Source organism: Nonomuraea angiospora (assembly GCF_014873145.1).
GTDB lineage: Bacteria > Actinomycetota > Actinomycetes > Streptosporangiales > Streptosporangiaceae > Nonomuraea > Nonomuraea angiospora.
Map to the genome: position 1 here is coordinate 1,050,178 of NZ_JADBEK010000001.1, position 24,871 is coordinate 1,075,048.

26 protein-coding genes and 1 pseudogene are annotated in these 24,871 nt (G+C 68.5%); 14 read left to right on the forward strand and 13 right to left on the reverse strand.

The window, feature by feature from the left end; translation table 11 throughout:
- Positions 1–34: 34 nt before the first annotated feature.
- Positions 35–2,347 (forward strand): molybdopterin-dependent oxidoreductase, encoded by a 2,313-nt coding sequence (locus H4W80_RS04715; protein WP_225963237.1) that lies wholly within the window; start codon positions 35–37, stop codon positions 2,345–2,347.
- Between the two features lie 15 nt (positions 2,348–2,362).
- On the opposite strand, the gene H4W80_RS04720 is transcribed toward H4W80_RS04715, so the two are convergent.
- Positions 2,363–2,662, reverse strand: a complete 300-nt coding sequence (locus H4W80_RS04720) for a hypothetical protein (protein WP_192783942.1) — start codon at positions 2,660–2,662, stop codon at positions 2,363–2,365.
- A 505-nt stretch (positions 2,663–3,167) separates the two neighbouring features.
- Here H4W80_RS04720 and H4W80_RS04725 point away from each other — a divergent pair.
- Positions 3,168–3,716: an EF-hand domain-containing protein gene (locus H4W80_RS04725; RefSeq protein ID WP_192783943.1), complete on the forward strand. Its 549-nt coding sequence runs from the start codon at positions 3,168–3,170 to the stop codon at positions 3,714–3,716.
- Positions 3,717–3,828: 112 nt separating this feature from the next.
- Here H4W80_RS04725 and H4W80_RS04730 read toward each other — a convergent pair whose 3' ends face one another.
- From H4W80_RS04730 to H4W80_RS60210, 6 genes and pseudogenes are all read right to left on the reverse strand, one after another.
- Positions 3,829–4,182 carry a hypothetical protein gene (locus tag H4W80_RS04730; protein ID WP_192783944.1) on the reverse strand — a complete coding sequence of 118 codons (354 nt, stop codon included), beginning with the start codon at positions 4,180–4,182 and terminating at the stop codon, positions 3,829–3,831.
- Positions 4,179–4,346 (reverse strand): hypothetical protein, encoded by a 168-nt coding sequence (locus H4W80_RS04735; protein ID WP_192783945.1) that lies wholly within the window; start codon positions 4,344–4,346, stop codon positions 4,179–4,181. Before H4W80_RS04735 ends, H4W80_RS04730 begins: the two co-directional genes overlap by 4 nt.
- Before the next feature lie 181 nt (positions 4,347–4,527).
- Positions 4,528–4,710, reverse strand: coding sequence for a hypothetical protein (locus H4W80_RS04740; RefSeq protein WP_192794434.1), 183 nt, complete (start codon positions 4,708–4,710; stop codon positions 4,528–4,530).
- A gap of 634 nt (positions 4,711–5,344) precedes the next feature.
- Positions 5,345–5,506, reverse strand: a complete 162-nt coding sequence (locus tag H4W80_RS60205) for a hypothetical protein (protein WP_225963238.1) — start codon at positions 5,504–5,506, stop codon at positions 5,345–5,347.
- 84 nt (positions 5,507–5,590) lie between these two features.
- A pseudogene (locus H4W80_RS64385) lies at positions 5,591–5,680 on the reverse strand (hypothetical protein); the annotation flags it as partial.
- Complete coding sequence (locus H4W80_RS60210) at positions 5,638–5,811, reverse strand: hypothetical protein (protein ID WP_225963239.1); 174 nt, start codon at positions 5,809–5,811, stop codon at positions 5,638–5,640. The gene H4W80_RS60210 and the pseudogene H4W80_RS64385, both read right to left, overlap by 43 nt.
- Before the next feature lie 225 nt (positions 5,812–6,036).
- On the opposite strand from H4W80_RS60210, the gene H4W80_RS04750 reads away from it, so the two are divergent.
- From H4W80_RS04750 to H4W80_RS04765, 4 genes are read left to right on the forward strand one after another with little or no spacing between them, the layout of a single operon-like run.
- Positions 6,037–6,561, forward strand: coding sequence for an RNA polymerase sigma factor (locus tag H4W80_RS04750; RefSeq protein ID WP_192783946.1), 525 nt, complete (start codon positions 6,037–6,039; stop codon positions 6,559–6,561).
- On the forward strand, positions 6,558–7,040 hold the full coding sequence (locus tag H4W80_RS04755; RefSeq protein WP_192783947.1) for a hypothetical protein: 483 nt from the start codon (positions 6,558–6,560) through the stop codon (positions 7,038–7,040). The genes H4W80_RS04750 and H4W80_RS04755 overlap by 4 nt, the downstream gene beginning before the upstream one ends.
- Positions 7,037–7,732: an ABC transporter ATP-binding protein gene (locus tag H4W80_RS04760; protein WP_192783948.1), complete on the forward strand. Its 696-nt coding sequence runs from the start codon at positions 7,037–7,039 to the stop codon at positions 7,730–7,732. The genes H4W80_RS04755 and H4W80_RS04760 overlap by 4 nt, the downstream gene beginning before the upstream one ends.
- The gene (locus tag H4W80_RS04765; RefSeq protein WP_192783949.1) at positions 7,729–8,367 is read left to right on the forward strand and encodes an ABC transporter permease subunit; all 639 of its coding nucleotides are present in this window, start codon (positions 7,729–7,731) and stop codon (positions 8,365–8,367) included. Before H4W80_RS04760 ends, H4W80_RS04765 begins: the two co-directional genes overlap by 4 nt.
- Positions 8,368–8,817: 450 nt before the next feature.
- Here the strand turns inward: H4W80_RS04765 and H4W80_RS04770 are convergent, their stop codons facing one another.
- The 3 genes from H4W80_RS04770 to H4W80_RS04780 form a co-directional block, all read right to left on the reverse strand.
- Entirely contained in the window at positions 8,818–10,278 is a 1,461-nt protein-coding gene (locus H4W80_RS04770; RefSeq protein ID WP_192783950.1) for an extracellular catalytic domain type 1 short-chain-length polyhydroxyalkanoate depolymerase, read from the reverse strand.
- Positions 10,279–10,678: 400 nt separating this feature from the next.
- Entirely contained in the window at positions 10,679–11,953 is a 1,275-nt protein-coding gene (locus H4W80_RS04775) for a cytochrome P450 (RefSeq protein ID WP_192783951.1), read from the reverse strand.
- Positions 11,954–11,969: 16 nt separating this feature from the next.
- Positions 11,970–13,325, reverse strand: a complete 1,356-nt coding sequence (locus H4W80_RS04780; protein ID WP_192783952.1) for a glutamine synthetase family protein — start codon at positions 13,323–13,325, stop codon at positions 11,970–11,972.
- Between the two features lie 290 nt (positions 13,326–13,615).
- On the opposite strand from H4W80_RS04780, the gene H4W80_RS04785 reads away from it, so the two are divergent.
- Genes H4W80_RS04785 through H4W80_RS04810 form a run of 6 tightly spaced genes read left to right on the forward strand, consistent with a single transcriptional unit; the run spans position 13,616 to position 19,097 of the window.
- Positions 13,616–13,804 (forward strand): ferredoxin, encoded by a 189-nt coding sequence (locus H4W80_RS04785; protein ID WP_192783953.1) that lies wholly within the window; start codon positions 13,616–13,618, stop codon positions 13,802–13,804.
- Positions 13,805–13,809: 5 nt separating this feature from the next.
- The gene (locus tag H4W80_RS04790) at positions 13,810–15,033 is read left to right on the forward strand and encodes an NAD(P)/FAD-dependent oxidoreductase (protein ID WP_192783954.1); all 1,224 of its coding nucleotides are present in this window, start codon (positions 13,810–13,812) and stop codon (positions 15,031–15,033) included.
- Positions 15,030–15,836, forward strand: coding sequence for an acetoacetate decarboxylase family protein (locus H4W80_RS04795; RefSeq protein ID WP_192783955.1), 807 nt, complete (start codon positions 15,030–15,032; stop codon positions 15,834–15,836). The genes H4W80_RS04790 and H4W80_RS04795 overlap by 4 nt, the downstream gene beginning before the upstream one ends.
- 40 nt (positions 15,837–15,876) lie before the next feature.
- Positions 15,877–17,349 carry an aldehyde dehydrogenase gene (locus H4W80_RS04800; protein ID WP_192783956.1) on the forward strand — a complete coding sequence of 491 codons (1,473 nt, stop codon included), beginning with the start codon at positions 15,877–15,879 and terminating at the stop codon, positions 17,347–17,349.
- Positions 17,342–18,250 carry a 3,4-dihydroxyphenylacetate 2,3-dioxygenase gene (locus H4W80_RS04805; RefSeq protein ID WP_192783957.1) on the forward strand — a complete coding sequence of 303 codons (909 nt, stop codon included), beginning with the start codon at positions 17,342–17,344 and terminating at the stop codon, positions 18,248–18,250. The genes H4W80_RS04800 and H4W80_RS04805 overlap by 8 nt, the downstream gene beginning before the upstream one ends.
- 1 nt (position 18,251) lies before the next feature.
- Positions 18,252–19,097: a fumarylacetoacetate hydrolase family protein gene (locus tag H4W80_RS04810; RefSeq protein WP_192783958.1), complete on the forward strand. Its 846-nt coding sequence runs from the start codon at positions 18,252–18,254 to the stop codon at positions 19,095–19,097.
- Between the two features lie 7 nt (positions 19,098–19,104).
- Here H4W80_RS04810 and H4W80_RS04815 read toward each other — a convergent pair whose 3' ends face one another.
- On the reverse strand, positions 19,105–19,815 hold the full coding sequence (locus tag H4W80_RS04815; RefSeq protein ID WP_192783959.1) for a type 1 glutamine amidotransferase: 711 nt from the start codon (positions 19,813–19,815) through the stop codon (positions 19,105–19,107).
- A 94-nt stretch (positions 19,816–19,909) separates the two neighbouring features.
- Here H4W80_RS04815 and H4W80_RS04820 point away from each other — a divergent pair, with 94 nt between their 5' ends.
- Positions 19,910–21,400 (forward strand): aldehyde dehydrogenase, encoded by a 1,491-nt coding sequence (locus H4W80_RS04820; protein WP_192783960.1) that lies wholly within the window; start codon positions 19,910–19,912, stop codon positions 21,398–21,400.
- Positions 21,397–22,110, forward strand: coding sequence for a gamma-glutamyl-gamma-aminobutyrate hydrolase family protein (locus H4W80_RS04825; protein WP_192783961.1), 714 nt, complete (start codon positions 21,397–21,399; stop codon positions 22,108–22,110). Before H4W80_RS04820 ends, H4W80_RS04825 begins: the two co-directional genes overlap by 4 nt.
- Before the next feature lie 53 nt (positions 22,111–22,163).
- Here H4W80_RS04825 and H4W80_RS04830 read toward each other — a convergent pair whose 3' ends face one another.
- Both H4W80_RS04830 and H4W80_RS04835 read right to left on the reverse strand, forming a co-directional pair.
- Positions 22,164–23,858 (reverse strand): serine hydrolase, encoded by a 1,695-nt coding sequence (locus H4W80_RS04830; RefSeq protein ID WP_192783962.1) that lies wholly within the window; start codon positions 23,856–23,858, stop codon positions 22,164–22,166.
- A 25-nt stretch (positions 23,859–23,883) separates the two neighbouring features.
- A complete protein-coding gene (locus H4W80_RS04835) occupies positions 23,884–24,795 on the reverse strand; it encodes an MBL fold metallo-hydrolase (protein WP_192783963.1) in 912 nt (303 codons plus the stop codon).
- Positions 24,796–24,871 lie beyond the last annotated feature (76 nt).

Consider the following 24,871-nt stretch of genomic DNA (forward strand, 5'->3'; position numbering starts at 1 on the left):
TATCAGGCGGAAACTTCAGAGTCGGAGTTGATGCATGGTGGAACGACGCATGTCGGTTGCGACGCACTGGGGGAGTTATATCGCCGTAGTCGATTCCGGCCAGCTGGTGCGAATCGAGCCGAGGTACGACGACCCCGTACCATCGCCGATCGGCCCCGGAATGGTGACAGCCGCCGACGACAGCGCTCGCGTGTTGCGCCCCGCGGTGCGCAAGGGCTGGCTGAACGGCGAGCCGCGCGCCCACGACACGGCCAGAGGTACGGACGCCTTCGTGGAGGTGAGCTGGGACGATGCGATCACGCTGGTGAGCGATGAACTCCGTCGAGTTCGTGCACAGCACGGAGACAGCGCGGTGTTCGGCGGGTCCTACGGCTGGGCGAGTGCGGGCAGGTTTCACCACGCGCAGGGCCAGCTCCACCGGTTCCTGGCGCTGGGAGGGGGATACACCGACTCCCGCAACACCTACAGCACCGCGGCGTTGGAGGTCATCCTCCCTCATGTGATCGGCGGCCATCCGTGGAGCTACCAGTCCCGGATGCCGATGTGGGGTGAGATAGCCGAGAACTGTGAGCTTGTGGTGGCGTTCGGAGGGCTTGCCCTTAAGAACAGCCAGATCAACCCTGGTGGCCTGGCCAGGCACCAGACGCAGAACCTGCAACGCCAGTGCCGTGAGGCTGGGGTGCGGTTCGTGAACATCAGCCCCATCCGCAGCGATACCGCCGGCTTCCTCGACGCCGAATGGTTGCCCGTCATCCCCAACACCGACACCGCCGCGATGCTCGGCATCGCACACACGATGCTGGTCAACGGGTGGCACGATGAGGACTTCCTTCGCCGATGCTGTGTCGGGTTCGATCGCTTCGCCTCCTACCTGGCCGGCGAGCTCGACGGCATCCCGAAGGACGCTGCCTGGGCAGCGAAGATCACGGGCATCAGCCGCGACGCGATCACCGACCTCGCCGGCCGCCTCACCACCCAGCGTTCTCTCATCATGGTCAACTACGCGGTGCAACGGGCAGACCATGGTGAACAACCGATCTGGATGTCTGTCGTACTGGCCGCCATGGCGGGCTCGATGGGTCGGCCCGGCTGCGGCTGGGGCGCAGGGTACGCGACGATGGACGCGACAGGCGTTGCCCCAGATCGCCCCTTTGTGGGGACGATACCGGAGGTATCCAACCCTGTTCCGGATTTCATCCCAGTGGCAAGGATCGCCGATGCCCTGCTGCATCCGGGCAAGACCATCGACTACGACGGCCGGCGCCTCACGTTGCCCGAGCTTCGCCTGATCTACTGGTGTGGAGGGAACCCGTTCCACCACCACCAAGATCTCCATCGGTTGGCGCGTGCCTGGCAGACCCCTGACACGGTGGTGGTTCACGAAGCCTGGTGGAACACCACGGCCAAGTTCGCGGACATCGTGCTGCCCGTCGCCACCAGCCTGGAGCGCGACGACTTCGCCGCCGGATTTTCGGACCCCCACATCGTCGCGATGCCGAAGGTCCGCGAGCCGGCGGGCGAGTCGCGTACCGATCACAACATCTTCGCCGCCTTGGCCTCCCAGCTCGGGTACGAGCGGGAGTTCACGGAGTCGCGCTCCGAGATCGAGTGGGTCCGACACCTTTACGAGCAGACGAGGACCAAGCTCGGCGGCGATGCCGCCCTGCCGAGCTTCGACGACTTCTGGCGCAGTGCCACCGCTGAGCTGCCGGCGGCGACCGGACCGTTCCCCGGCAGTTTCGAGGACCTCCGCTCAGATCCGCAGCGCTTCCCCCTGCTGACGCCGTCGGGCCGGATCGAGATCTTCTCCGAGGAGATCGACTCGTTCGCCTACGACGACTGCGCCGGGCATCCGAAGTGGTTTGAACCAGTGGAGTGGCTTCGTGCCGATCTGTCGGACCGATTCCCGCTGCACCTGATCTCGAATCAGCCGGCCTCACGCTTGCACAGCCAGTACGACAACGGCGGCCGCAGTCTCAGTTCGAAGATCGATGGTCGTGAGCCCGTGACAATGAATCCGATGGACGCTGCGCCGCGCGGCATCGAGAGCGGCATGATCGTGCGCGTCTACAACGATCGAGGTAGCTGTCTCGCGGGCGCGGTCCTGTCGGACGACGTCATGCCGGGCGTCGTGCAACTGTCCACGGGGGCGTGGTGGGATCCGGTCCAGCCAGGCATGGACGGAACGTTGGACCGCCACGGTAATCCGAACGTTCTCACCGCGGATCGGCCGTGCTCGCGCCTTTCCCAAGGACCGAGTGCCCTCAGTGCACTGGTCGACGTTGAGCGCTACGACAGCCCCCTTCCCGATGTGCTCGCCTTTTCGCCCCCAAGCCTCGAGCATTGAGACTGGAGGAGGTCGTCAGCGGGAGCATAGGCGTGCTGCCGGATCGTGCTCGGCGGTGATACGGGCGGAGGTCTCCTCGCCCGGGCGAACGTAGCGGCCGAGGCCGGCCAGGTGCTGGTGGCGGCTCTTGGCCTGCAACCCCGGCGCGGTGCGCCCGGCCTGGGCCAGATGTTGGAGCGCGCTGTGGCGCAGCTGGTGCAGCGTCCCGCCCTGGCCGTGCGGGTCGAGCTCGGCGGAAGCGGTCTTGAACAGGTACTCGGCGCGCGGATAGGACAGCCGGCCGCGGCCGGTGGCCGGGCAGATGTCGGCGGCCACAGGCGCGCGTGTCCCGGAGACGGGAGCGCGCCGGTCGGCGAGGGGGATGGCGCGGTCGCCGCGGTGGGCGGTCTTGCGCCGCTCAGGCGGCGGGGCCGGGCCGGTGGCCAGCAGGTCCAGGCGCTGGGCCCATATGGTGAAGGAGACCAGGGCGGACAGGTGCCGGTTCCAGGTGGCGGCCGCGGCGAGATGTCAACGCTCCATCACCGTCGCGTACTGCTCGGGAGTTTCTGTCGGCGGTACTCAAGCCTCACCACCACGCCACATCACAGCATGTATCTCATACGTTACTTTCGGCTAGCGTCCTGGCGGTGATCATTCGATCCCCGCGAAACGGCGAAGGCGAGGTGGTAAAGGTTGCATCCAACTCCGCACGAACAGCAACGTCTGATGACCGGCCGGGCCGTACTGACGTCCTGGCCGGTCCGCCGTCCTGCGGCTCAGTGATGATCCTCAAACAGGAAGGAACCACACCATGTCTGACTCATTCGCAGCTCACGCAGACATGACCACTCTTCAAGATCGCAAGTACCGCCAGTGGTTCAGGGGCGCCGACGTCGACGGCGACGGGGTCATCACCCGGCAGGACGTCCTGCTGATGGCCGAGCGCTACATCGCCGCCCGTGCCGCGTCACAGTCCCCGATCGCCCATCGCCTCACCCAGGAGCTGGACGCGTTCTGGACTCACGTGATCGCCCCGATGGATCAGGACGGCGACGGGAAGATCGACCTGCGAGAGATGACCGAAGGGTTCCGGCGGGCCCTGACTGACCCCGGCCTGTACCCGCAGCAGATCCAGTTGGTGGCCGACTGCTATTTCGACCTCGTCGATCTCGATGGCAACGACAAGATCGACCTAGAGGAGTTCCAGCAGATATTCGGCCTGGCCGGCAACATCTCCTTCGAGCACTGCGCCGAGGTTTTCACAGCCCTGGACCTGGACGGTTCAGGCACGCTGGATCGCGCCGAGTTCCACCAGGCTCTCGCGGAGTATTTCTACGGCAACGACCCGGACGCCCCCGCCATCCACCTGTTCGGCAGAGTCGCGGACTGACGGCCCCTCGCCGTGCGGGCGAGGGCGTCAGGGCCGTGTTCCAGGAGCACGGGGCGGGACACCGCACTCGCCAACGTCGCGCAACCCCAGACGGTCATGATCGCCGGTCCCGTCATGGGGCGAACAGGACGCGGGATTCAAGATCGAGGCGGGTGGCGGGAGCGGCCGGAGCGTTGATATTGAGGATCCAGTTGCCGAACCGGCGAATCGTCACCACATCGTCGCGGACCCCGGCCCGCACCGTGTGCAGCAGGCTGACGATCAGCGTCAGCCCCTTGTCCTGGTCCAGCACCTTGCGCAGATCCGCGACCTCGGTCACCAGTGCCTCGCCCGCGAAGTGCGCGACCTTCCCCGGCGGCACATCCGCCAGCCAGGCCTCGGCCGGGCCAAGCGCCTCCAGGTGCCGCAGGAGCGCCAGACGTCCCTTGAACTTGCCCAGCGACGCAGCCTGCGCCACGTCCGTCAACCGGTCGTAGTCACTGCGCGCGTGACCGGATCGACCACCAGCAACGTGGCCGGCCTCACGCGAGCAGCAATATCGACCCGGCCCGCCACGAGCGTGAGGAATTCGCGGTTCACCTCGGTACGGATCGTCTCGGTCAGCTCGTCGTGTAGCCGGGCAACTCGCATCGCGCCCGGACCAGGTCCTCCAACGCCACGTTGATCAGATCGGCTGGGTTGTCCCTGGCCTGGGCCGCCTTGCGGGTCGTCTTGCGTCCTACCGTGGGCCCACTCCACCTCATCGGCCGTGGGAGTGAACACCTCGGCCGGTTCCCGCGCCCCGATAGTTCGCGCGAACCTCCGGAAACCATCACCAACCGGCGTGAATGCGGAAGATGCCGCCATCGCCCTCGTAGTTGTGCCAGGTGGTGACGTTCCAGCGCACCGTGGGGTGGCCTCCCGAGCCGTCCGGTTGCACGCCGTCCCAGAGCGCGTCGGAGGCGCCGATGTCGGACTTGCAGAAGTTGATGCCGCACTTGGCCGCCGGCGGCAAGGCGGAGAGCGATGGTGAGCCGCACGCGAAGCCGGGTGCGTTTGCGGGGATGCTGATCAGGGTTGAAGCCTTCGATGACGATGTCGGAGAAGTGCGGCGCGAGTTGCTGGTCGGCCTGAGTGCGCGCAGTCCCGCGGGACAGTCGGCCGGCATTGATGGTCTGGCGGAGCCGGTCGCGCTCGGTGGCGGGGATGGGGCGGCGTCCGAGCCAGTCGGGCCAGCCGTCAGGCCGTGTGGGTGAGAGGGGCGGCACGGGGTCGGCGTTCCCTTCGGCTGGCGTGGTGCTGCCTTTGGTGACGTGACGCCTTGCGCGGTGGCGGGAACGGCTGTTGATCAGTTACTTACCGCCTTTGCTGGCGGTCCGGACAGGCCTGCCAAGCTTGCGATTCCTGCATGGGGGCGGTTTCGAACTCGAACCTCGTCTCCTGTTCGTCCTGCCGCATGGTCCCGGTTGCGCGCCGACGATCAGCGTGCTGCCCGCTCACGCCGTTGGTGGATGTCGATCTCGACCCCGGCCTGCGCGCAGTAGGTCTGCCAGCGGTGGTGGGCGGCGTCGTAGGACAGCGGCCCACCACGACCGTTGATCGAGGCGCGAAACAGCGGCCCGGCGCGGTAGCCAGCCGGCGCGGGCCAGCTACAGCTTGAGCAGGGCGACGTAGCCGCGATCGTCCAGCAGCACCGTGCGCACGCTGCCGCCCTTGCCGTGGATGCGCACGTGTTCGTCGTCCAGGCGCAAGCCGAGGTCTTCGACGTGCAGGCCGCACACCTCCGAGGCGCGGGCGCCGCAGCGGTCCATCGGGTCAGCCTGCAGCAAGTCGTGGCGGAGCGCCCACTTGCAGAAGGAGGCGACGGCGGAGCGCTTGCGCTTGCGGGTCGACGGCGCGAGTCCGGCGATCTCGGCGAGGAACGCGCGGACCGGCGCGGCGGTCAGCTCGCCGACCGGGTCGCCGTGGTGGCCGGCGAACTGCAGCAGGTCCCCGCGCGATAGGCGCGCCGGGTGTGCGCGGAGGCGCCGGCATTGGTCAGGTCAGTGAGGAAGTCGTCCAGGGGCGCCGCCGGCGGGTGCGCGCGGCCGAACTGCTCGCTGATGACCGGATCCATGCCGCCTGCCCTCCGACGTCTCGGCCCCGATCGGCGAAGTTGCCAGACAACCGGGAAACGAAGCGTCCGCGCGAGAGGCCGGCCGCCCAGGTCGTGCCCGGCCTGTGATCGCTATCTTGCCAGATAACGTAGATCGTCTAAGAACTGGTCACGTCCCAAGGTGATCCGGAAATCGTGAACCTTCTTGGCTTCTCGCCCGACTGTGCAAGATGACGGGAGGGCGAGATGACCGATGAGCTGCTGGTGGTGCGCGCTCAGCTGGGCGAGCGCGCGGCGCTGGCCGAGTTGCTGGCTCAGTGGCGGGTGCCGGTGTGGACGTACGTGCGCCGCATGCTGGATGCAGACCGGGCCGACGACGTGACCCAGGAGATTTGGCTGGCCGTAGTCCGCGGCCTGCCCCGGCTCAGGGAACCCGACCGGTTCGCGCCGTGGCTGTTCACGATCGCCCGGCGCTCGGTCACCGACCGGCTGCGCGGCGAGTATGCCCGCGAGCAGGAGACGCTCGCGGGCGACGACGTGGCCACCGAGGACCCGGTCGAGGCCATGGTGGATCGCGCCGCGCTGATGAACGTGCTGTCGGAGCTGCCGGTGCTGGAGCGGGAGATCCTCGTGCTGTTCTACCTGGAGGACCTGACGGTCGAGGAGTGCGCGTACATCTGTCGGATCCCGGCCGGGACAGTCAAGTCCCGACTCAGCCGCGCCCGTCGTCTGCTGCGTGAGCACCTCAAGGAGAAGGGATACCGGCCATGACAGAAGAGCCTCGTCTGTCGGCGCAGGACATGATCGATCGACTGGCGCCGGTGTTGTCGCCCAGGGTCCGGATCCGGGCGGTGGCGGCACTGCTGGCCGGCGTCGGCGGCACGGTGTTCGTGGGCACGTTGTGGTGGTCGGAGCCAGGACCGCTGCCAGGGCGCACGCATCTGGCGTTCGCGTTGTTCACCGTGTTCTGCCTGGCCTGGGCGACGTACGGCGGGTGGCTGCTGACGCGCCGGGTTCCGCTGTTCGCCACCGATCGGGTGATCGCCGCCTGGATCGGCCTGGCCGCCTCGCTGGCCACCACGGCGGTCGTGACCGTCGTGGCCGTGCAGCGCGGCACCGGGGCGGGGCTTGCCCTGGCGGTCGGGGGCCTGTTCGTCGCTGTGGCCCTGGCGCTGGCGGTGCGCGCCCATGCCCGGCGCGCAGCGCTGCTGCGCCGCATGCACGAGCTGACCGGCCGGGAGGAGCGGTGAACGCGCTGCGGACCAGTGGCCTGGGCAAGCGTTACCGGCAGCGGTGGGCGCTGCGCGAGGCCACCATCGCGGTGCCCGCCGGGGCCAGGGCCGCGTTGGTCGGGCCGAACGGGGCAGGCAAGTCCACGCTGCTGAACCTGGCGGCGGGCCTGCTGACGCCCACCACGGGACGTGCGGAGGTCTTCGGCCGGCCGCTGGAGACGGCCGCGGTCGCGTTCGTCGCCCAGGACAAGCCTCTGTATCGCCGGTGGAGCGTCGCCGACCTGCTGCGCTTCGGCTCCGCGACCAACCCCCGCTGGGATCGCGCGGCTGCGCAGGCTCTGCTGTCCGGGCACGACATCAGCCTGCGCGAGCGGGTGGACCGATTGTCCGGCGGCCAGCGCACGCTCCTCGCGCTCGCGCTGGCCGTCGGCAAGCGCGCCGATCTGGTGGTGCTGGACGAGCCGCTGGCCGAGCTCGATCCGCTGGCCCGCCTGCAGGTGATGAGCGTGGTACGCGAGCTGGAGGCCACCGTGCTGCTGTCCTCCCACATCCTGGCCGACCTGGCCGAGGTGTGCGATCACCTGATCCTGCTCGGCGCCGGCCGGGTTGGGCTGTGCGGCAGCTTCGCCGACCTGCTGAGCAGCCACTCCGCCACCGATCTGGAGGACCTCGTACTGCACTATCTCCGCAACCCCGAGGCGGTTCGATGAGCGGCCCGCTGTGGGTGGCCTGGCGCGGACAGCGCGCCCAGGCCGCCGCCATCGCCGCGCTGCTCCTGCTCTACGGTGCCGCCGCCGCGGCCGAGCGGCTGGACCCGGGCCTGAGCGGACTCACCTTCCAACTGGCCGGCTTCCTGGCCGGCGCAATCTGCCTGATCTGGGGCGCTCCCCTCATCGCCCGGGAGTTCGAGGCCGGCACTCACAAACTTGCCTGGACCCAGAGCCTGTCGCGGGGCCGCTGGCTGGCCGCCGTCCTCGCCATCGCGGCGGCCGGCGCCCTGACCGCGACCGCCGCCCTCGCCGCGGTGCTGACCTGGGCCCTGCCGGGCACCGAGGGTAACCCGATGGCCTGGCCGTACTACGAAAGCCACGGCCTGGTTCCGTACGCCAGGGCGCTGTGGGCGCTGACCCTCGGCGTCGCACTCGGTGCGGTGACCCGGCACACCCGCATCGCCATGCCGCTATCGGTACTCCTGGTCGGTGCCGGTCAACTCGCCGCTCGGGCCCTGCGCGGGCGATTCGATCTGTCCTTCTGGGCCATGCAGCGGACCGAAACGGCCGTCTACCTGGCGTTCACCCTTGCCCTGACCGGAATCGCCTACTTGGCGATACGACGCCGAGCCTGACCATGAAGGAGATCACGATGGCCCACAACCCGAAATTCGTCCGCCGACGCCTTGGCACGACAGCCCTGGTCGTGGTGACCGTGCTCGTCGCCGCGGTGCTCCTGGCCGGCGTGATCACACTGCTGGGCTGAAGCGCCTGCGTGGTGAGCCGGCATCGCCCCCCGGCTGCTCTGCGGCGCCCGGCGGCGGCGGCGGCCGGATCCGTCGCGGGTGCGTGAGTTGCTGCACCAGGTCGGGTTGGCCGGGCGGGAGGGGTGGCGCCCGGCGACGGGATACCGGTGGCGTCGGTGATCAGAGGGTGCTCGCTGCCGACCCGTCCGCGATCGACCGCGGACGGGCCGGTCTGCGGCAGGTGCTCCCAGGCGATCCCGGGCGCTCTTTGGAGTGATACCCGTGAGAGACGTCGAAGGGTGTACCCAGAGCATCTGGACACACCCTTCGACGTGGCCGTCAGGTCGGGCAGCCGCTGTCGGCGATGACGAAATATCCGGCAGACCTTTCCTCAAGGGTGTGACCGGTGTAGAGGTTCCAGAGGCCCATCTGCTGGTTGGAACCGTTGGCGTAGACGTAGCCGCCGCTCTGATGGGCGCGACCGGCCGCGACGTGGTTGTAGTTGCTGGCAGTGAAACACTGCGGGGTGTAGCTGCTCGTCGTGGCGTTGACGGCAGCGGACTGGGAGCCGACCGCTCCGGCGCCGTCGACGGCGGCCACCGTGTAGCTGTAGGACGTGCCGCTGGCCAGGCCCGTGTCCGTGTAAGCGGTGGAGGTGACTGCGGAAGTGTTGATCTTCGTACCGTTGCGGTAGACGTTGTATCCGGCCGCCCCGGAGACCGGATACCAGGTCAGGGAGGCCGAGGTGTCGGTGGTTCCCGTCACCGAGAGACCGCTCGGTGCCGCAGGACCCGTCTGGTCGAGGCCGAAGAACGTGGCTGTGTAGTAGCTGGAGCAGATGTACTTCAGATAATAGGTGCTGGAGGTTCCGCACTGATCGGCGCCGGAGCCGGGGTTGACGGCCAGGCCATGGCCCATGCCGGAGATCGAGTAGGTGACCACGGCAGGCTTGCCGTTGGCGTCGTTGTAGACGTTCTCGGTAGTGCCGCCGGTCAACGACCGGGTGCTGGAGGGGGTCTGGCTGATACCCCAGACGTTGGTCCAGCCGTCTCTGCTGTAGGTCAGCTGGGCCGGGTTGACGGTGTAGTCGGAGCTGCCGTGCCAGATCGCCACGCGCGGGTACGGTCCGCTGTAGCCGGAGTACGCGTTGCGGATGAGGTCGCCCCACTGTTTGGGAGTTCGGCTGGTCGTGCCTGAAAGGCAATTGGTGTTGGTGATTCCGGTGGTGGAACAGTAGGCGGCGGGACCGGAGTGTATGGAGCCCGCGGCGAACACGTCCGGATAAGCGGCGAGCAGGTCGGCGGCCATGCCACCACCGGCGGACAGGCCGGTCACGTAGATGCGGCTGGGGTTGACGTGGTAGTTGGCCTTCGCGTACTGAACCATCTGGTAGATGGACAGCACCTGGCCCTTGCCCCGGGTGATGTTGGACGAGGTGCCCCAGTCGAAGCAATAGTTGATGGGGCTTATCAACGAGGGCTGCTCTGGGAAGACGAGGGCGAACCCGTACAGGTCCGCATACTTGGGCCAGCCGGATTTGGCGTAGTAGTCGCTGGCGCTCTGAGTGCAGCCGTGCAGGGCGACCACGAGCGGCGCGTTGTCCGGCAGGCCGGCCGGAAGGTAGCTGTACATGTTCAGGCTGCCGGGATTGGAGCCGAAATCGCTGATCTTCGTAAGCGCGGCAGCGCTCGCGGGAGCCGCCGTGACCATGCTTCCGATGAGCAGCGCTCCGGCCACGAGGACCGACCAGAGCCGGGCGAGACGGGCCTTGATGTGATGTGGTGTCGGTGAATTCTCCATCGTGCACTCCTGGGGGGTGGGAGATGAGCACCGGCTGTCAAACCGCCCACGCTCCCTCGAACACGGCCCTGCCATCGGAGTACGTGACGGCGGTCACAGACCTTTTGGGTATCCTCCGTCTCGCTAGCTCCTGCTGATATGTGTGCATGATCCCCTGTTCACATCGGCTTCGTATGAGCCGCGACCACAAGCGTCCGAGGCTGGAACCGGGAACGCGAACGGCAGCGCGTTCCAGGCGTTGAGGATGCTCTGTGGTTTGCGGCGATGTGGCAAGGATCAAGATCGGCGGCTCCGCCTCGCCGGGAGGAGGCGGCGATTGCAGGGCCGCATGCTTAATCAGGCTGTCAGCGCCTTGGCGAGATGAGTTTCCCGGTCCCGGCCCGGTCCTCAGTTCCGCGGATCAGGTCAGGGTGACTTCGACGGGGAGCTTCTTGATGCCGTTGACGAAGTTGGAGCGGACGCGGGGCACGTCACCGGCGAGCCTGATCGAGGACAGGCGGGGGATGAGCTCCTCGAACATGATGCGGATCTCCGTACGGGCGAGGAGGTTGCCCAGGCAGAGGTGCGGGCTGCCTTTTCCGAAGGTGATGTGGTCGTTGTCCTGGCGGGCGACGTCGAAGTCGTAGGGGTCGGTGAAGACCTCCTCGTCCCGGTTGCCGGAGGCGTACCACATCACGACCTTGTCGCCTTCGCGGATGAGCTTGCCGCCGAGTTCGACGTCGCGGGTGGCGGTGCGGCGGAAGTGGTAGACCGGCGAGGCCCAGCGCAGGAACTCCTCGACCGCGGTCGGGATGAGGGACGGCTCCTCCTGGAGGCGTGCCAGCTGCTCGGGGTGCTGGATGAGCGCCAGCATCGAGTGGCTGATGGTGTGGCGGGTGGTCTCGTTGCCCGCGACGACCAGGAGCAGGAAGTAGTTGTCGAAGTCCTGCGAGGACAGGGGGACTCCGTCGCGCGGGGTCTCGTTGACGAGCTTGGAGATGAGGTCCGCGCCGGTGCCGCCGCGCCGCTGCCGGGCCAGTTCCCGGCCGTATTCGAAGACCTCCAGGGAGGCGGGCGAGCGGAACGGCAGGTCGCGGTATCGCTCGCTCTCCTCGCTGTGCAGGAGGACGTCGGCGTAGTCGGGGTCGGTGTTGCCGATGATGCGGTTGCCCCAGTCGATGAGTTTCTGGTTGTCCCCTGGCGGGACGTCGAGGAGCCGGGCCAGGACGTTGATGGGAAAGTCGGCGGAGACGTCGGCGACGAAGTCGAAGGAGCCCTTGGCGAGGGCGGCATCGAGCGTCTTGGCGGTGAGGCCGCGAAGGAAGTCGGTGTAGGAGCTGATCACGGAGTTGCCGAACTGGCGCTGGAGCAGGCTGCGCAGCGCGCGGTGCCGGACGCCGTCGAGCTCCAGGATGGAGGCACGCTTGGCGATCTGGTCGTCGTCGAGCTCTTCCAGGTTGACGAACTTGGTGGAGGTGAAGGTCTCCGCGTCGCGGTCGACCCGGGCGACGTCGGCGTGCCGCGTGACGGCCCAGAAACCCGAGTTCGGGGAGGCTTCAGGCGTCCAGTGGACGGGGTCCTGGTGCCGCAGGGTGTGGAACATGCGCCACGGGGTGACGCCGTCGGTGAAGCGGTCAAGGTCGGAGAGGTCGACCTCATCCAGCGGAAGTGGCTCGGAAAGTGCGTCTTTGATCACGAGGGTTCCTTCGGCGTCACAGGTGGTAGGCGTATTCGGTGAACTCCCAGTCGGTGACGTGCCGTTGGAAGCGTGCGACCTCTTCGCGTTTGTAGGAGAGGAAGGCGGCGACGGCGTCCACGCCGATGACGTCGGCGAGCAGGGCGTCGGCCTCCAGCGCGTCGAGCGCGGCGGGAAGGTTCATGGGGAGGACCGCGGCCTTGGCGGTGTCGTAGCCGTAGCCTTCGAGCGGGGCGGGAGGTTCCTCACCCGCCAGGACGCCCAGCAGCGCGGCGGCGGCCGTCCCCGCGATCAAGAGGTACGGGTTGGCTCCGGCGTCGGCCAGGCGCAGCTCGAAGCGGGCGCCTGGGCCGCGTTCCGGAGGGACGCGGAGCATGGCGCTGCGGTTGTCGAGGCCCCAGTCGATCAGCCAGGGCGCGAGGGTGTCGGGCCCGAACCGTTTGTAGGAATTGATGCTCGGGTTGAGCAGGGCGGCGAGTGCCGGCGCGTGGGCGAGGACTCCGGCGACCGCGTGACGGGCCGTGGCCGACAGTCCGTAGGGGGCCGCAGGGTCGTCGAAGGTGTTGGTGCCGTCGCCGTCCTCGCAGGAGAAATGCAGGTGGAAGCCAGATCCGCCGGCGTCGTTGAACGGCTTGGCCATGAACGTGGCGAGCTTTCCCTCCTGCCGGGCGAGCTCCTTGACGGCCGCTTTGAAACGGAAGGCGCGGTCGGCGGCGTCGAGCGCGGTGGAGTGGGTCAGATTGATCTCGATCTGGCCTCCGTCGAACTCGTGGTTGCCGCTGGTGACGCCGATGCCGAGGTCACGCAGCATCCGCAGGGTGCGCAGCAGGTGATTGTCGGGATCGGCGCGCAGGCCCGCCGTGTACACGGCGCCGGAGACCTCGCTGTAGCGGCGCCATCCGGCCGGCGAGGCCGGGTCGGGCTCGCACAGGAAGTACTCCAGTTCCGGCCCGACCACCGGGTGCAGTCCGTGTTCCGCGCAGCGGGCCAGAACGGTGCGCAGCAGGTCGCGCGGTGACTCCGGCGCGGGCGACCCGGTGCGGGGGTCCTCGACCTCTCCGAGGCACGACGCGACGCCCGGCTCCCACGGCAGGCTGACGAGGGTGTCCAGGTCAGGGCGGACGATGACGTCCGGCAGTCCCGCGTCGAGCCCGCCCGCCACCGGGACCACGTCGCCCTGGGGAGTGGTGTGGTAGACCGCCCGGCAGAAGGCGAGGCCATGCCGGAGAGCGGTGGGCAACTGGTCGACCAGGACGTCCCGGGCGCGGTCGACGCCGATCAGGTCGGGATAGGTCACCCGGACCACGTCGATGCCCTCGGCGGTGAGTCGTTCCAGGTGCTGTCTGACGTCGGGGTTCTCTGGTGCGCTCACCGGGTCTCCTAGGCGGATGTATGGGGGAGACGCCAGCCGGACGTGGAGACGAGCGTCGGTCCGACAGGACGTTTGAAGCCAAACGTTAAAGATGATGACCCTCCTTCGCAAGGGGAGGGATACAGAAAATCTATCCATCCGGACGTCTTGACCCGGTGTCGGGTCCTCCTTATCTTATTTGGAGTCAAACGAGTTTGGGGTCGAGTCGCCCCGGTGGCCAGGGCCCGGTCCCGGCAATGTCCGCGGGCGGGCCCTTCTCCATTTCTCTCGCCCCTTGGGAAGGACCGGCAATGAGGGTCATCGTCGACATGAGCAAGTGCCAGGACCACGGACAGTGCGTCTTCGCCGCTCCCGACGTCTTCCGGATGGACGCGAACGGTCGGCTGGCCTACGTCAGCGATCCCCATGACGCGCTGCGCGAAGAGGTCGAGGAGGCGGCGGATGTCTGCCCCCTCCAAGCCATCCGGATCGAGGACTGACCACGATGAGTGGCCGGATCGTCATCGCTGGAGCCTCTCTGGGAGGCCTGCGCGCCGCCGAGCAGCTGCGCGCCGCGGGCTGGGCCGGAATGATCACCGTTGTGGGGGACGAACCCCACATGCCCTACAACCGGCCGCCCCTGTCCAAGGAGGTCCTGGCCGGAAAGGCGGGCTTCGACTCCCTCGCGTTCACCCCGAAGGCCGGCGTCGCCGATGTGGAGTGGCGCCTCGGCACCGCCGTCACCGCGGCCCGGCTGGAGGAGGGCGTCGTCGTGCTCGATACCGGCGCGGAACTCACCTTCGACGGGCTGGTGATCGCCACCGGCATGCGACCCCGGCGGTTGGCCTGCCCGGGGCCTCGCGACGGCCGCCACACGGTGCGGACGCTCGACGACGCCCAGGCATTGCGCGCCGAACTGATGCGCCCGGGAGCCATGGTCGTGGTGATCGGCGGCGGGTTCATCGGCTGCGAGGTGGCCGCCACGGCGGCCGGCCTCGGCGCCGCGGAGGTGACGGTCGTCGACCCGCTGCCACTGCCCATGGCCGGACCTCTGGGCGAGCTCCTGGGAGACGCCCTGCTCCGTCGGCATACCGATCGTGGGGTCCGTTTCCTGCTCGGCCGGGGCGTCGACGGCTTCCAGGGCGACGCCCGTGCCGAGGCGGTGGTCCTGGACGACGGCACGGTACTCGCCGCCGATGTGATCGTGGAGGCGGTCGGATCCGTCGCGAACACCGAGTGGCTCGACGGGAACGGTCTCGATCTCACCGACGGAGTCCTCACCGACGACCGGCTGCGAGTCGGTGGTCTGCCGCACGTCGTAGCGGTCGGCGATGTCGCCCGTCACCCCAACGCCCGCTACGACGCCGTAGCACGGCGTGTCGAGCACTGGTCCATGCCGACTGAGACCGCCAAGCACGCCGCGAAGGCTCTCGTCGCCCAGCTGACCGGCGCGGTGCCGTTCCCCGGTCCGTTCGCGCCGCTGCCCACGTTCTGGAGCGATCAGCACGACTTCCGGCTCCAGTCCTTCGGCCTGCCGGTGCTGGGCAGGGACGACGTGCGGGTCCTGGAGGGCACTCCGGACGGCGACTTCGTCGCCGGTTACCACCGCGACGGCGGTCTGGTCGGCGTGGTGGCGCTCGGCGGCGCTCCTGCCGCCCTGGCCGCCTCCCGATACCGCGCCCAACTGCTCGGACAGCTCGTTCTCACCGCTCATGGAGTCCCCCGATGACCGCCCTGCGTGGCTATTTCCATCCCAAGTCGGCGAGCGGCGGCTCGTCGCTGATCCCCTCGCCGCCCTGGCTGTACTCCGGTGACCTGCTCACCGTCGAGTACCGTACCGACCCCGATCGGGTGCGCGAGCTGCTGCCCGCGCCGCTGGAGCCGGCCGAGGACGACCCTGGGGCCGTCGCGCTGATCTGGGCCGACTGGCAGTCCTGCTCGACCGGCGGAACGGAACTGCTCGATCCGGTGCGTTCCCAGTACAAGGAGGCGTTCGTCGTCGTGCGCTGCTCCTATCAGGGGCGGACGTACTCACGCTGCGTCTACATCTGGGTCGACAAGGACTTCGCGATCGCACGGGGCCTGCACCAGGGTTACCCGAAGAAGCTCGGCTCGATCCACCAGACCCGCCCCCACCCCTACGGGCCCGCACCGCGTATCGAGGCAGGAGCCCGGTTCGGCGCGACCCTCGCGGCGGCCGACCGGCGGCTGGCCCAGACGGTGGTCACCCTGCGGGAACCCGCCGAGACCAACGGGTTCGTCAACGGCCACCCCATGGCCCACCACCGCTGGCTGCCGTCTGTCGAGAAGGGCAGGGGACTGGCCCTCGACGAGCTGATCGAGTCGGGCGCCGCCTCCTTCGAGGGCGGCCGGCCATGGGTCGGCGACGCCGAGCTGGAACTGTTCGACGCGCCCACCGAGGAACTGTCCCGGCTGGAGATCCGTGAGCCCATCGCCGCCTACTACAGGCAGGTCGGCGTCGTCTGGGACGGCGGCCGGCTGCTGGCGTCCGGAACCTCCGGAGCCGAGTGACCGTGCGCTTCAACATGCTTTTCATCAACAGGAGGGTGGCATGACCGACCACATCACCACGGTCGCCGGGGTCGCGGTCGACACCCGGCACTGGATCGGCGGCGCACGCGTCGCCTCCGAGGAGACCTTCACCGACGTCTCGCCCATCGACGGCAGCGTCCTGGGTGAGATCGCTCGCGGCACGGCGACGGAGGCCACGGCCGCGGTCGCCGCCGCCACGGCGGCCTTCCCCGGCTGGGCAGCGACGCCCCGCGCCGAGCGGGCGCGCCTCCTGCACGCGATCGCCGACGGCGTCGAGAAACGCCTCGAGGAGTTCGCGATCGTCGAGACCTCCGACAACGGCGCTCTGCTGCGCTCCCACCGCCGGGGCGTCATGCCGCGGGTCGCCCACAACTTCCGCTTCTTCGCCGACCGGCTGCTCGACCTCGGCCACGACGACTTCGAGACCCGAGGGCACACCAACCACGTCAGCTGGGACCCCGCCGGACCGTGCGTGCTCATCACGCCGTGGAACGCACCGCTCATGCTGGCCACCTGGAAGATCGCCCCCGCCCTCGCGGCGGGGAACACCGTGATCCTCAAGCCCGCCGAGTGGACGCCGCTCACCGCCTCGCTGCTCGCGGACGTCACCGCCGAGGCCGGGCTGCCCGCCGGAGTTCTCAACATCGTGCAGGGCTACGGGGCCGAGGTGGGCGAGGCGCTCGTCACGCATGCCGACGTACGCCGCATCAGCTTCACAGGGTCGGTGCCGACCGCCCGGCGCATCGCCGTCGCGGCCGGAGACCACCTCACCCCGCTGAGCCTGGAGCTCGGCGGCAAGTCGCCGTTGCTGGTCTTCGCCGACGCCGATCTCGACCTGGCCGTCGATCTGGCCGTCGAGCAGTACGACAACGCCGGACAGGTCTGCCTGGCGGCCACCCGGATCCTCGTGGAGGAGACGATCGCGGAGGAGTTCACCCGCCGCTTCACCGCTAAGGCGGCCGCCTTGACCCAGGGCGACCCTCGCGACCCGGCCACCGACATCGGCCCCAACATCCACCCCCGCCAGGTGGAGAAGATCGACGGATTTGTACGGCGTGCCCTGAACGCCGGAGCCCGCGCGATCATCGGCGGCGGCCCGAAGACCGACCTCGGCGGCCTCTACTACCGCCCCACGCTCCTGACCGACGTCGCCCAGGACAGCGAGATCGTCCAGGAGGAGGTCTTCGGCCCGGTCCTGACCCTGCAGACCTTCGCCTCCGAGGACGAAGCGGTCGCCCTGGCCAACGACACCCGCTTCGGACTGGCGGCCACGCTGGCCACCGGCGACCCCGAGCGCGCCGAGCGGGTCTCCGCCCGGCTCGTGGCGGGCACCGTATGGGTGAACTGCTTCTTCGTCCGCGACCTTCGGGCACCTTTCGGCGGCGCCCGCCAGTCCGGCGTCGGCCGCGAGGGCGGAACCTGGAGCTTCGACTTCTACTGCGACCTCAAGAACACCGTGACCGCACCGACCGAGGGGGTTCGGCATGGGTGAGATCGTCGGCGCAGGCCTGCTGGCCCACGTCCCCACCATCGTGCTGCCCGAGGCCGATCGCCTGGAACTCAACGGGGGCAAGGAGATCACCCTCGTCACCGGGCTGCACCGGTTGCGCGCCGAGGTCTTCGACCGGGACGACTACGACACCGTCGTCGTACTCGACTCCCACTGGGCCACCACCGTCGAATTCGTCGTCACCGCCCAGGACCGGCGCGCCGGCCTGTTCACATCGGAGGAGCTGCCGCGCGGCATGTGCCGCATGCCCTACGACTTCCCCGGTGACCCTGAGCTCGCCCGCAACATCGCCTCCTTCGGCGCTGAACGCGGCACCTGGATCACCCCCATCGACGACCCCTACCTGCCGATCTACTACGCGACGATCAACCTCTGGAAGTTCCTCGGCGAGGGGCTCCCGGACAAGCGGTGGGTGACCATCGGCGTCTGCCAGACCGGCGACCTCGAAGACCACCTGCGCCTTGGCCGCGCCCTGGCCGACGGCATCGCCGCCACCCCCGGCCGCCGTGTCCTGCTCGTCGCCTCCGGCGCGCTCTCGCACACCTTCTGGCCGCTGCGCGAGCTGCGCGCCCACGAGGCGAGCGACCCCGCGCACATCTTCACCCCCGAGGCGCGCGAGGCCGACCACCAGCGCATCGCCTGGTTCAAGGAGGGCCGCCACGACCGGGTCCTCCAGACCATGGACGAGTTCTGGAAGTACAGGCCCGAGGCGAAGTTCTTCCACTACCTGATGCTCGCCGGTGCTCTCGGGGAGGGGGCATGCACCGCGCCCGCCCGCCAGTACGGGGAGTACGAGAACTCCATCGGCACCGGCCAGGCCCATCTCTGGTTCGACCGTCCAGCCGGCGGCTGGACCGCTCCCCGCCACACCCAGGAGGTCTGACATGCCTGAATACCGCCGCATCCTGCTTGACGGCGTCGTCGTCGAGACGGTCCGGGAGGGGGAGGAACTCGTTGCCGGGGACGGTCGCCGGATCAAGGTCGAGGAGGCCCGCCATCTGCCGCCGGTCGTTCCGTCGAAGATCATCGCGGTGCATCTGAACCACCGAAGCCGGGTCGAGGAGTTCCAGATCAAGCTCGGGGGCACCCCGACCTACTTCCACAAGCCCACCTCGTCCCTCAACGCCCACGGTGGCGCGATCGTGCGGCCCGACGGCTGCAAGTGGCTGAACTACGAGGGGGAGGTGGCGATCGTCATCGGGAAGACCGCGCGGAACATCGCACCGGACGACGCGGGGGAGTACATCGCCGGCTACACCGTGGCCAACGACTTCGGCCTGCACGACTTCCGCGACACCGACGCCGGGTCGATGCTCCGCGTGAAGGGCTCCGACACGCTCTGCCCGCTCGGCCCGGGGCTCGTCACCGACTGGGACTTCCGCGGCAGGAGCCTGCGCACCCTTGTCAACGGGAAGGTGGTCCAGGACGGCTCCACCGACGAGATGACCTGGGACATGCACTACCTCGTCGCCGACATCGCCCGCACCATCACCCTGTACCCGGGAGACGTGCTCCTGTCGGGCACCCCGGCCAACTCCCGTCCCGTCCGGCCCGGCGACGTCGTCGAGGTCGAGGTCGAGGGGCTCGGCAGGCTGACCAATCACGTGGTGGCCGGGCCGGCCGCCGTCCGCACCGACGTCGGCGCTCAGCCGACGGAGTCCGAGGAGGTCCTTTCGACGGCGCTCGGCGGCGACTGGGAGTTCCGCGGGATTCGTCCTCCGCGCCGGTAGCGCCTGGTCAGCCGACGGGCAAGGCTATCCGGTCGAGGAAGGCGTCGACCAGCTCGGCGGTCCTGGCCAGGGCCTGGGGCCGCTCCGCCAAGGTGCGCGACACCAGTTCGTCGGGGTCGATGCCGAGCCGGGCGCAGAGGGTCCCGCCGTCCAGGTCGAGCCAGGCCCGCAGGACCGGCGCGGTGATCTCTGGATGGAACTGGACGCCGAGGCTGCGTCCGGCGACGAACGCCTGGAGGCCGGCCACGTTCCGGGCGATCTCCACCGCTCCGGGCGGCAGGACGCACCGGTCGTAGTGCCACTGGAACCACGGACCGGATGAGACGAGGTCGGGGATGTCGCTCTGGACGTCGGTCCAGCCGAGCTCCGGGAATGGCGCGGGCTCCACCGATCCGCCGAACGCCGTGGCAAGGGCCTGCGCGCCGAAGCAGATGCCCAGAACGGGAACGCCGAGATCGCGCGCCTCGCGCAGCAGGGCGAGTTCGCCCGCGATCCAGGTTCCGATCGTCTCCTCGTCGTACACGGACCAGGGCGCGCCGAGGGAGACGACCAGATCCCACTCGGCGGCCGACGGGAACGCGAATGTCACGTCAGGTGAGTGGAAGCGCTCCTCCGGAACGACGGTCAGCGTGGTGAGGTCGTACCCGCGCTCGATGAGCCGGTCGCCGACCAGTCCGGGCTGTGAGGCGTGATCGTGCCGCAGGACGAGCGCACGCATGGCGGTCTCCTTCCGAGGTCGTTGGACGGGGCGGGGGAGACTCGATGATATGTCATTTGGAGCCAAACATGACTAGGTGGTCGGGAGGCCCCACATGCTGGAGATGACCCATGAGCACTGGTCGAAGCGCGCCGAAGGTCTCAATCCCGGCGGTGCGCATCTGATCGGCGGCTCCGAGGAAGCGGGCTCGGGCGGCGCGTTTCCCGTCGTCGCGCCGCGTGACGGCAGGGTGCTGACGCACGTGGCCGATGCCGGAGCCGCCGAAGTGGACGCGGCCGTCGCCGCCGCGCGCCGCGCCTTCGACTCCGGCCCCTGGCCGAGGCTGGCGCCCGCCGAGCGCGGCCGGATCCTCATCCGTCTCGCCGATCTGCTGGAGGAACACCGCGAAGAGCTCGCCCTCACCATCAGCCTGGAAATGGGCAAGCCGATCACCGATGCCTACGCCATCGAGCTGCGCGCCGTCATCGCCACCTTCCGCTGGTACGGGCAGCTCGCCGACAAGGTCGCCGACGAGTCCCCCCACACCCCTGCGGACGCGCTCGCGCTGGTCACCAGGGAACCCGCCGGGGTGGTGGGCGCGGTCGTCCCATGGAACTTCCCGCTGACGCTCGCCGGATGGAAGATCGCGCCCGCGCTGGCGGCGGGGTGCACGGTCATCCTCAAGCCCTCGGAGTGGTCGCCGCTGTCGGCGCTGCTGCTGGGCCGGCTCGCCGGTGAGGCCGGGCTGCCGCCGGGCGTGCTGAACGTGGTGAACGGCGCCGGGCCGGTGGCGGGCCGGGCACTGGGGCTGCACCCGGACGTGGATGTCGTCGCCTTCACCGGCTCCACCGCTGTGGGACGCCACTTCCTGCGGTATGCGGCCGACTCCAATCTCAAACGGGTCTGGCTGGAGCTGGGCGGCAAGTCGCCCAACATCATCCTCCCGGACGCCCCCGACCTGGACAAGGCGGCGGCCACCGCCGCGTGGGGGATCTTCTTCAACCAGGGCGAGATGTGCACCGCGCCGTCGCGGCTCCTCGTCCACCGGTCCGTCGCCGATCAGGTCACCGAGGCCATCGTGCGACGCGCCGGTCAGCTGCGGGTCGGCGACCCGCTCGACCCGGCCACCGAGATGGGTGCGCTCGTCGGGGAGACCCATCTGGAGCGGGTGCTCGGTCACATCAGCGCGGGGGTGCGGGAGGGGGCCAGGCTGCGGACGGGCGGCGGTCGCGCGCGACCCGTGCCCGGGGGCAGCTACCTGGAGCCCACTGTCTTCGACCAGGTCGACCCGGGGCAGCGGCTCGCCCGAGAGGAGATCTTCGGCCCGGTGCTGTCCGTGCTGGCCTTCGACGACCTCGACGAGGCCGTGGCGCTGGCCAACGCCACCGAGTACGGCCTCGCGGCCGGCCTGTGGACGTCCGACCTGTCGACCGCACACCGCGTCTCGCGTGCTCTGCGGGCGGGGACGGTCTGGGTCAACTGCTACGAGGAGGGCGACCTGACCGTGCCCTTCGGCGGGATGAAGCAGTCGGGCAACGGGCGTGACAAGTCCGTCCACGCCCTGGAGAAGTACACCGAACTCAAGACCACCTGGATCCAGCTGTGACCCGTCCCCTGATAGCGATCCCCGCCCGCTTCTCCGCCTCCGCATCAGCCCTGCGGTACTCCGCGGAGGTCACCGCCCGCGCGCTGGTCGAGGCCGTCTGGCGGGCGGGCGGAGAGCCGGTCTCCCTCCATCCCGACGCGCCTGGAGGCGTCGCCGACCCGGCCGAGGTCGCGTTCCGGCTCGCCCGGTTCGACGGAGTACTGCTGCCCGGCGGCGGAGACCTCGCCCCTCGCCGCTACGGGGCCGTCGATACGCATGAGAGCGTCTACGACGTGGACGACGTACAGGACGGATTCGATCTCGAAGTGGCACGGCAGGCCCTGACGGCGGGCGTGCCCCTGCTGGCCGTCTGCCGCGGCCTCCAGGTCGTCAACGTCGCCCTGGGTGGCAGCCTCGACCAGGACATGGGCGGACCCGGTCGGGAACACCGTCACGTCGTCCAGCCCGTCGTCGTGGCCGGCGGTTCCCTGCTGTCGCGGGCTGTCGGATCAGACAAGGTGGCCGCTTCCTGTTATCACCACCAGCGGGTGGACCGGCTGGGGGAGGGCCTGGTGGCGACCGCCTGGGCCGCCGACGGCACCGTCGAGGCCCTCGAGCTCCCAGGCCGCGCCTGGTTCGCCGCCGTGCAGTGGCATCCGGAGGACAGGGCGCACGAGGACCCGACCCAGCAAGCGATCTTCGACGCGCTGGTGGAAGCGGCTGGCCGCTGACGCATGGTCATCCCGCGGCGAGCGGCCGGAGGTCCATCAGCGGAGACTCGAGGTCACTCGACCACGCCGCACACCTTGTTGGTGAACTGTGGCGCGATCACGTTCTTCATGAGGTTCTGCACCGCTGTGTAGTTCGGTGCGGCATCCGGCACGTTGCCCGTCAGGGTCAGGACGAAGTTGTTGTTCCTGCAGATGAAGGTGTCCTGGTTCCCCCAGCCGCGGAAGGCCGTCAGGTGGCTCAGGCCGTACTCCGACTGGTCCTCGATCCACATCTGGAAGCCGTACCAGCTCGGCGTCGTCGCCGGGATCGTGGAATCGGCGGGGAATCCACGCGCGTAGAGCTGCTGCACGTGCTTGGTCGTCATCAACTTGAGGAAGTCCGCCGGCACCAGCTGGGACCCGTTCCAGTTGCCCTTGTTCAGGACCAGCCGGCCGAGCTTGTGGAAGTCGGCAGGTGTGAAGTAGGACTCGCGCCCGCCCTCGTTGATGCCGTCACCGAGGGTACGGTTGCCGCCGTTGGCTTCTTCACGGTGCACCGACCACTTGAAGTCGCTGATGCCCATCGGCGTCAGGATCTTCTGCTTGATGAACTCCGCCGTCGCCCCCACGGTGCCACCGGTGTTGTGGTGGATGATGGCGGACAGCAGGTGGGCGTTGCCGGTGTTGTAGAAGAACTGCCCCAGCGGTTTCTGCTTGGTGGGGCGGCTCGGCCGGCTCAGGATGTAGGCGACGCTGTCGGTCACGCCGTCCATCTCCTCGAAGTCGGACTTGCCGGTGCCTGTGTTGATGCCGTCGTTCCAGGACAGACCGCTGGACATCGTCAGCACGTTCTCGAGGGTGATGTCGGCCTTGTTGACGTTGCCGTTGTTGGTGAACAGCGAAGCGTACGAGGCCGGCAGCAGATCCTTCAGCTTGGTCTGGTACGGGTTCGTCTGGTCGAACAGTTCGGGCTTGGCCTTGATCAGGGCGCCGATGCCCAGGGCGGTGATGGTCTTCGTCGCCGACTGCATTTCGTGCTGAACGTTGGCGCCGCCACGGAAGTACCGGTCCGCGATGGTCTCACCGCAGTACGTCATGGTGTAGCTGTCCAGACCGGTGGCGTTGGCCTGGATCCAGGAGATGGCGCTGGTGCTCAGTGCCGTGCGCTGCGCCGAGGTCAGCGGGCTGCAGCCGCCGGACGCCGGGATGGTGAACGTCGTGGTCTGTGTCGCGCTCTCCCGGCCCTGCGCGTCGACCGCCTTGGCGGTGACGGAGTAGCTTCCGTTCGCCAACCCGGAAAGGATGGTCGACCAGCTGCCGCTCGCGTCGACGGTGGCAGTCACCGGGGCGTTGCTGCCCAGTCGGACGACGACCTTGGCCAGATCTCCGTCGGCGTCGGAGGCGGTGCCGGTGACGGTCGCGTTCACGCCGCTGACCGCGACGCTCATGCTGTTCAGGGTGGGGGGATGGGCCGCTGCGGGGCACAGGTTGTTGGTGTCGAGGAACCAGAACGTGGAATCCCAGGAGTTCAGCCCCTTGAGGAGCGTCGTCGTCGCGTTGCCGTCGTACCCCAGGTAGTCGCCGCCGGTGGTGATGAAGTAGCCATAGTTGTTGGCACGGCCCGCGGTGACATGGCTGCTGTTGGTCCCGGTGGCACAGGTCGGCGTTACGGCATGGGCCGCTGACGGAGTTGCGATTCCCAGCAGGCCGGAAACCAGCAGGCATGCCGCGCCTAAAACTCCAGGGCGCCTTCTTCTGGCCTTTCTCATACTGCGTTTCTCCTTTCGAGAGAACTCAGGACATGTGATTGATCAGACTCCAGTGGAGGAAAAAGTCTGCCTCCTTGTAATCCGGGTAGAGCGCCGTGATCCGGGCGGTGGCGTCATCGATGTTCTTGGCGCTCCTGACGATCCGCAGGTAGTTGTCGAAATAGCCGATCTGCTCGTTGAGCATCGACAGGTCACCCGGGTCGCCGTGGCCCGGATAGACGACCGGGTTCAGCGATCGATATCTGTCGCGGAGGTTTCCCAGTTCTTCTCGCCAGACGGCCACGCGGTCGAGCGTGATGTCGTCGCCCATCCACGGATGGACCTTGTTGTAGGCGAGGTCGGAGAGGAACAGGGCGTTGTTCGACGGGCAGTAGACCGTCGTCATGTAGTGCGCCTCGGTCGCCGGGTAGTCCGTCTCCACCTCGCAGCTGCCGCCGCCCTGGAGGTGGAGCTTCTTCCCGCCGAGCAGCTTGATGTCATGCTCGTAGTCGAAGCCCTGAGGGAAGGAGCGAGACTTCGGCCGCAGGGATTCGTCCAGCGCGCCGAGGCCGTCCATGTAAACGGCGTAGTCCTTGATGTCGCGACGAATGTTCTTGTTGGCGGCGAGGATGCGTGCCTGCGGGAACTGGTCTCGGAAGAGGGGCATTCCCGCGAAGTGGTCGGTGTGGCCGTGTGTGATCAGCACCTGCCGCAGCGGAAGGCCGAGCCTCCGCACCTGGTCTGCCAGCTTCTGGGCTTCCGCTTTCGTGCGCTGGACGTCGATGACGGTCAGCGACCGGCCGTTCGACAGGATGTAGGAGTTGACCGTCGCGAACCCGCCTTTGTGGACGGTCACGCTGATCTTGACCTTCTCCGAGGTTCCCTTCCTCTCGGACGCGTTCGCCGGTGTGGCCGAGGGCGCCAGGGTCAGGACCGCGAGCCCCGCTCCCAATGTCATCAGATTTCTTCTTTTCACTCGCATACTCCTTAAAGGGCGCATCCGTGGTTTTGTGGTGCCTCGTTTGTGTCCAAAC

Excerpts from the sequence above, each read along its gene's own strand:
- H4W80_RS04715 (WP_225963237.1), top strand. The coding sequence starts at position 35 with ATGGTGGAACGACGCATGTCGGTTGCGACGCACTGGGGGAGTTATATC.
- H4W80_RS60205 (WP_225963238.1), bottom strand. The coding sequence starts at position 5,506 with ATGGACCGCTGCGGCGCCCGCGCCTCGGAGGTGTGCGGCCTGCACGTC.
- H4W80_RS04805 (WP_192783957.1), top strand. The coding sequence starts at position 17,342 with ATGGGTGAGATCGTCGGCGCAGGCCTGCTGGCCCACGTCCCCACCATC.
- H4W80_RS04795 (WP_192783955.1), top strand. The coding sequence starts at position 15,030 with ATGACCGCCCTGCGTGGCTATTTCCATCCCAAGTCGGCGAGCGGCGGC.
- H4W80_RS04790 (WP_192783954.1), top strand. The coding sequence starts at position 13,810 with ATGAGTGGCCGGATCGTCATCGCTGGAGCCTCTCTGGGAGGCCTGCGC.
- H4W80_RS04765 (WP_192783949.1), top strand. The coding sequence starts at position 7,729 with ATGAGCGGCCCGCTGTGGGTGGCCTGGCGCGGACAGCGCGCCCAGGCC.
- H4W80_RS04785 (WP_192783953.1), top strand. The coding sequence starts at position 13,616 with ATGAGGGTCATCGTCGACATGAGCAAGTGCCAGGACCACGGACAGTGC.
- H4W80_RS04750 (WP_192783946.1), top strand. The coding sequence starts at position 6,037 with ATGACCGATGAGCTGCTGGTGGTGCGCGCTCAGCTGGGCGAGCGCGCG.
- H4W80_RS04770 (WP_192783950.1), bottom strand. The coding sequence starts at position 10,278 with ATGGAGAATTCACCGACACCACATCACATCAAGGCCCGTCTCGCCCGG.
- H4W80_RS04810 (WP_192783958.1), top strand. The coding sequence starts at position 18,252 with ATGCCTGAATACCGCCGCATCCTGCTTGACGGCGTCGTCGTCGAGACG.
- H4W80_RS04830 (WP_192783962.1), bottom strand. The coding sequence starts at position 23,858 with ATGAGAAAGGCCAGAAGAAGGCGCCCTGGAGTTTTAGGCGCGGCATGC.
- H4W80_RS04725 (WP_192783943.1), top strand. The coding sequence starts at position 3,168 with ATGACCACTCTTCAAGATCGCAAGTACCGCCAGTGGTTCAGGGGCGCC.
- H4W80_RS04820 (WP_192783960.1), top strand. The coding sequence starts at position 19,910 with ATGCTGGAGATGACCCATGAGCACTGGTCGAAGCGCGCCGAAGGTCTC.
- H4W80_RS60210 (WP_225963239.1), bottom strand. The coding sequence starts at position 5,811 with ATGGATCCGGTCATCAGCGAGCAGTTCGGCCGCGCGCACCCGCCGGCG.
- H4W80_RS04755 (WP_192783947.1), top strand. The coding sequence starts at position 6,558 with ATGACAGAAGAGCCTCGTCTGTCGGCGCAGGACATGATCGATCGACTG.
- H4W80_RS04835 (WP_192783963.1), bottom strand. The coding sequence starts at position 24,795 with ATGACATTGGGAGCGGGGCTCGCGGTCCTGACCCTGGCGCCCTCGGCC.
- H4W80_RS04800 (WP_192783956.1), top strand. The coding sequence starts at position 15,877 with ATGACCGACCACATCACCACGGTCGCCGGGGTCGCGGTCGACACCCGG.
- H4W80_RS04735 (WP_192783945.1), bottom strand. The coding sequence starts at position 4,346 with ATGCGAGTTGCCCGGCTACACGACGAGCTGACCGAGACGATCCGTACC.
- H4W80_RS04815 (WP_192783959.1), bottom strand. The coding sequence starts at position 19,815 with ATGCGTGCGCTCGTCCTGCGGCACGATCACGCCTCACAGCCCGGACTG.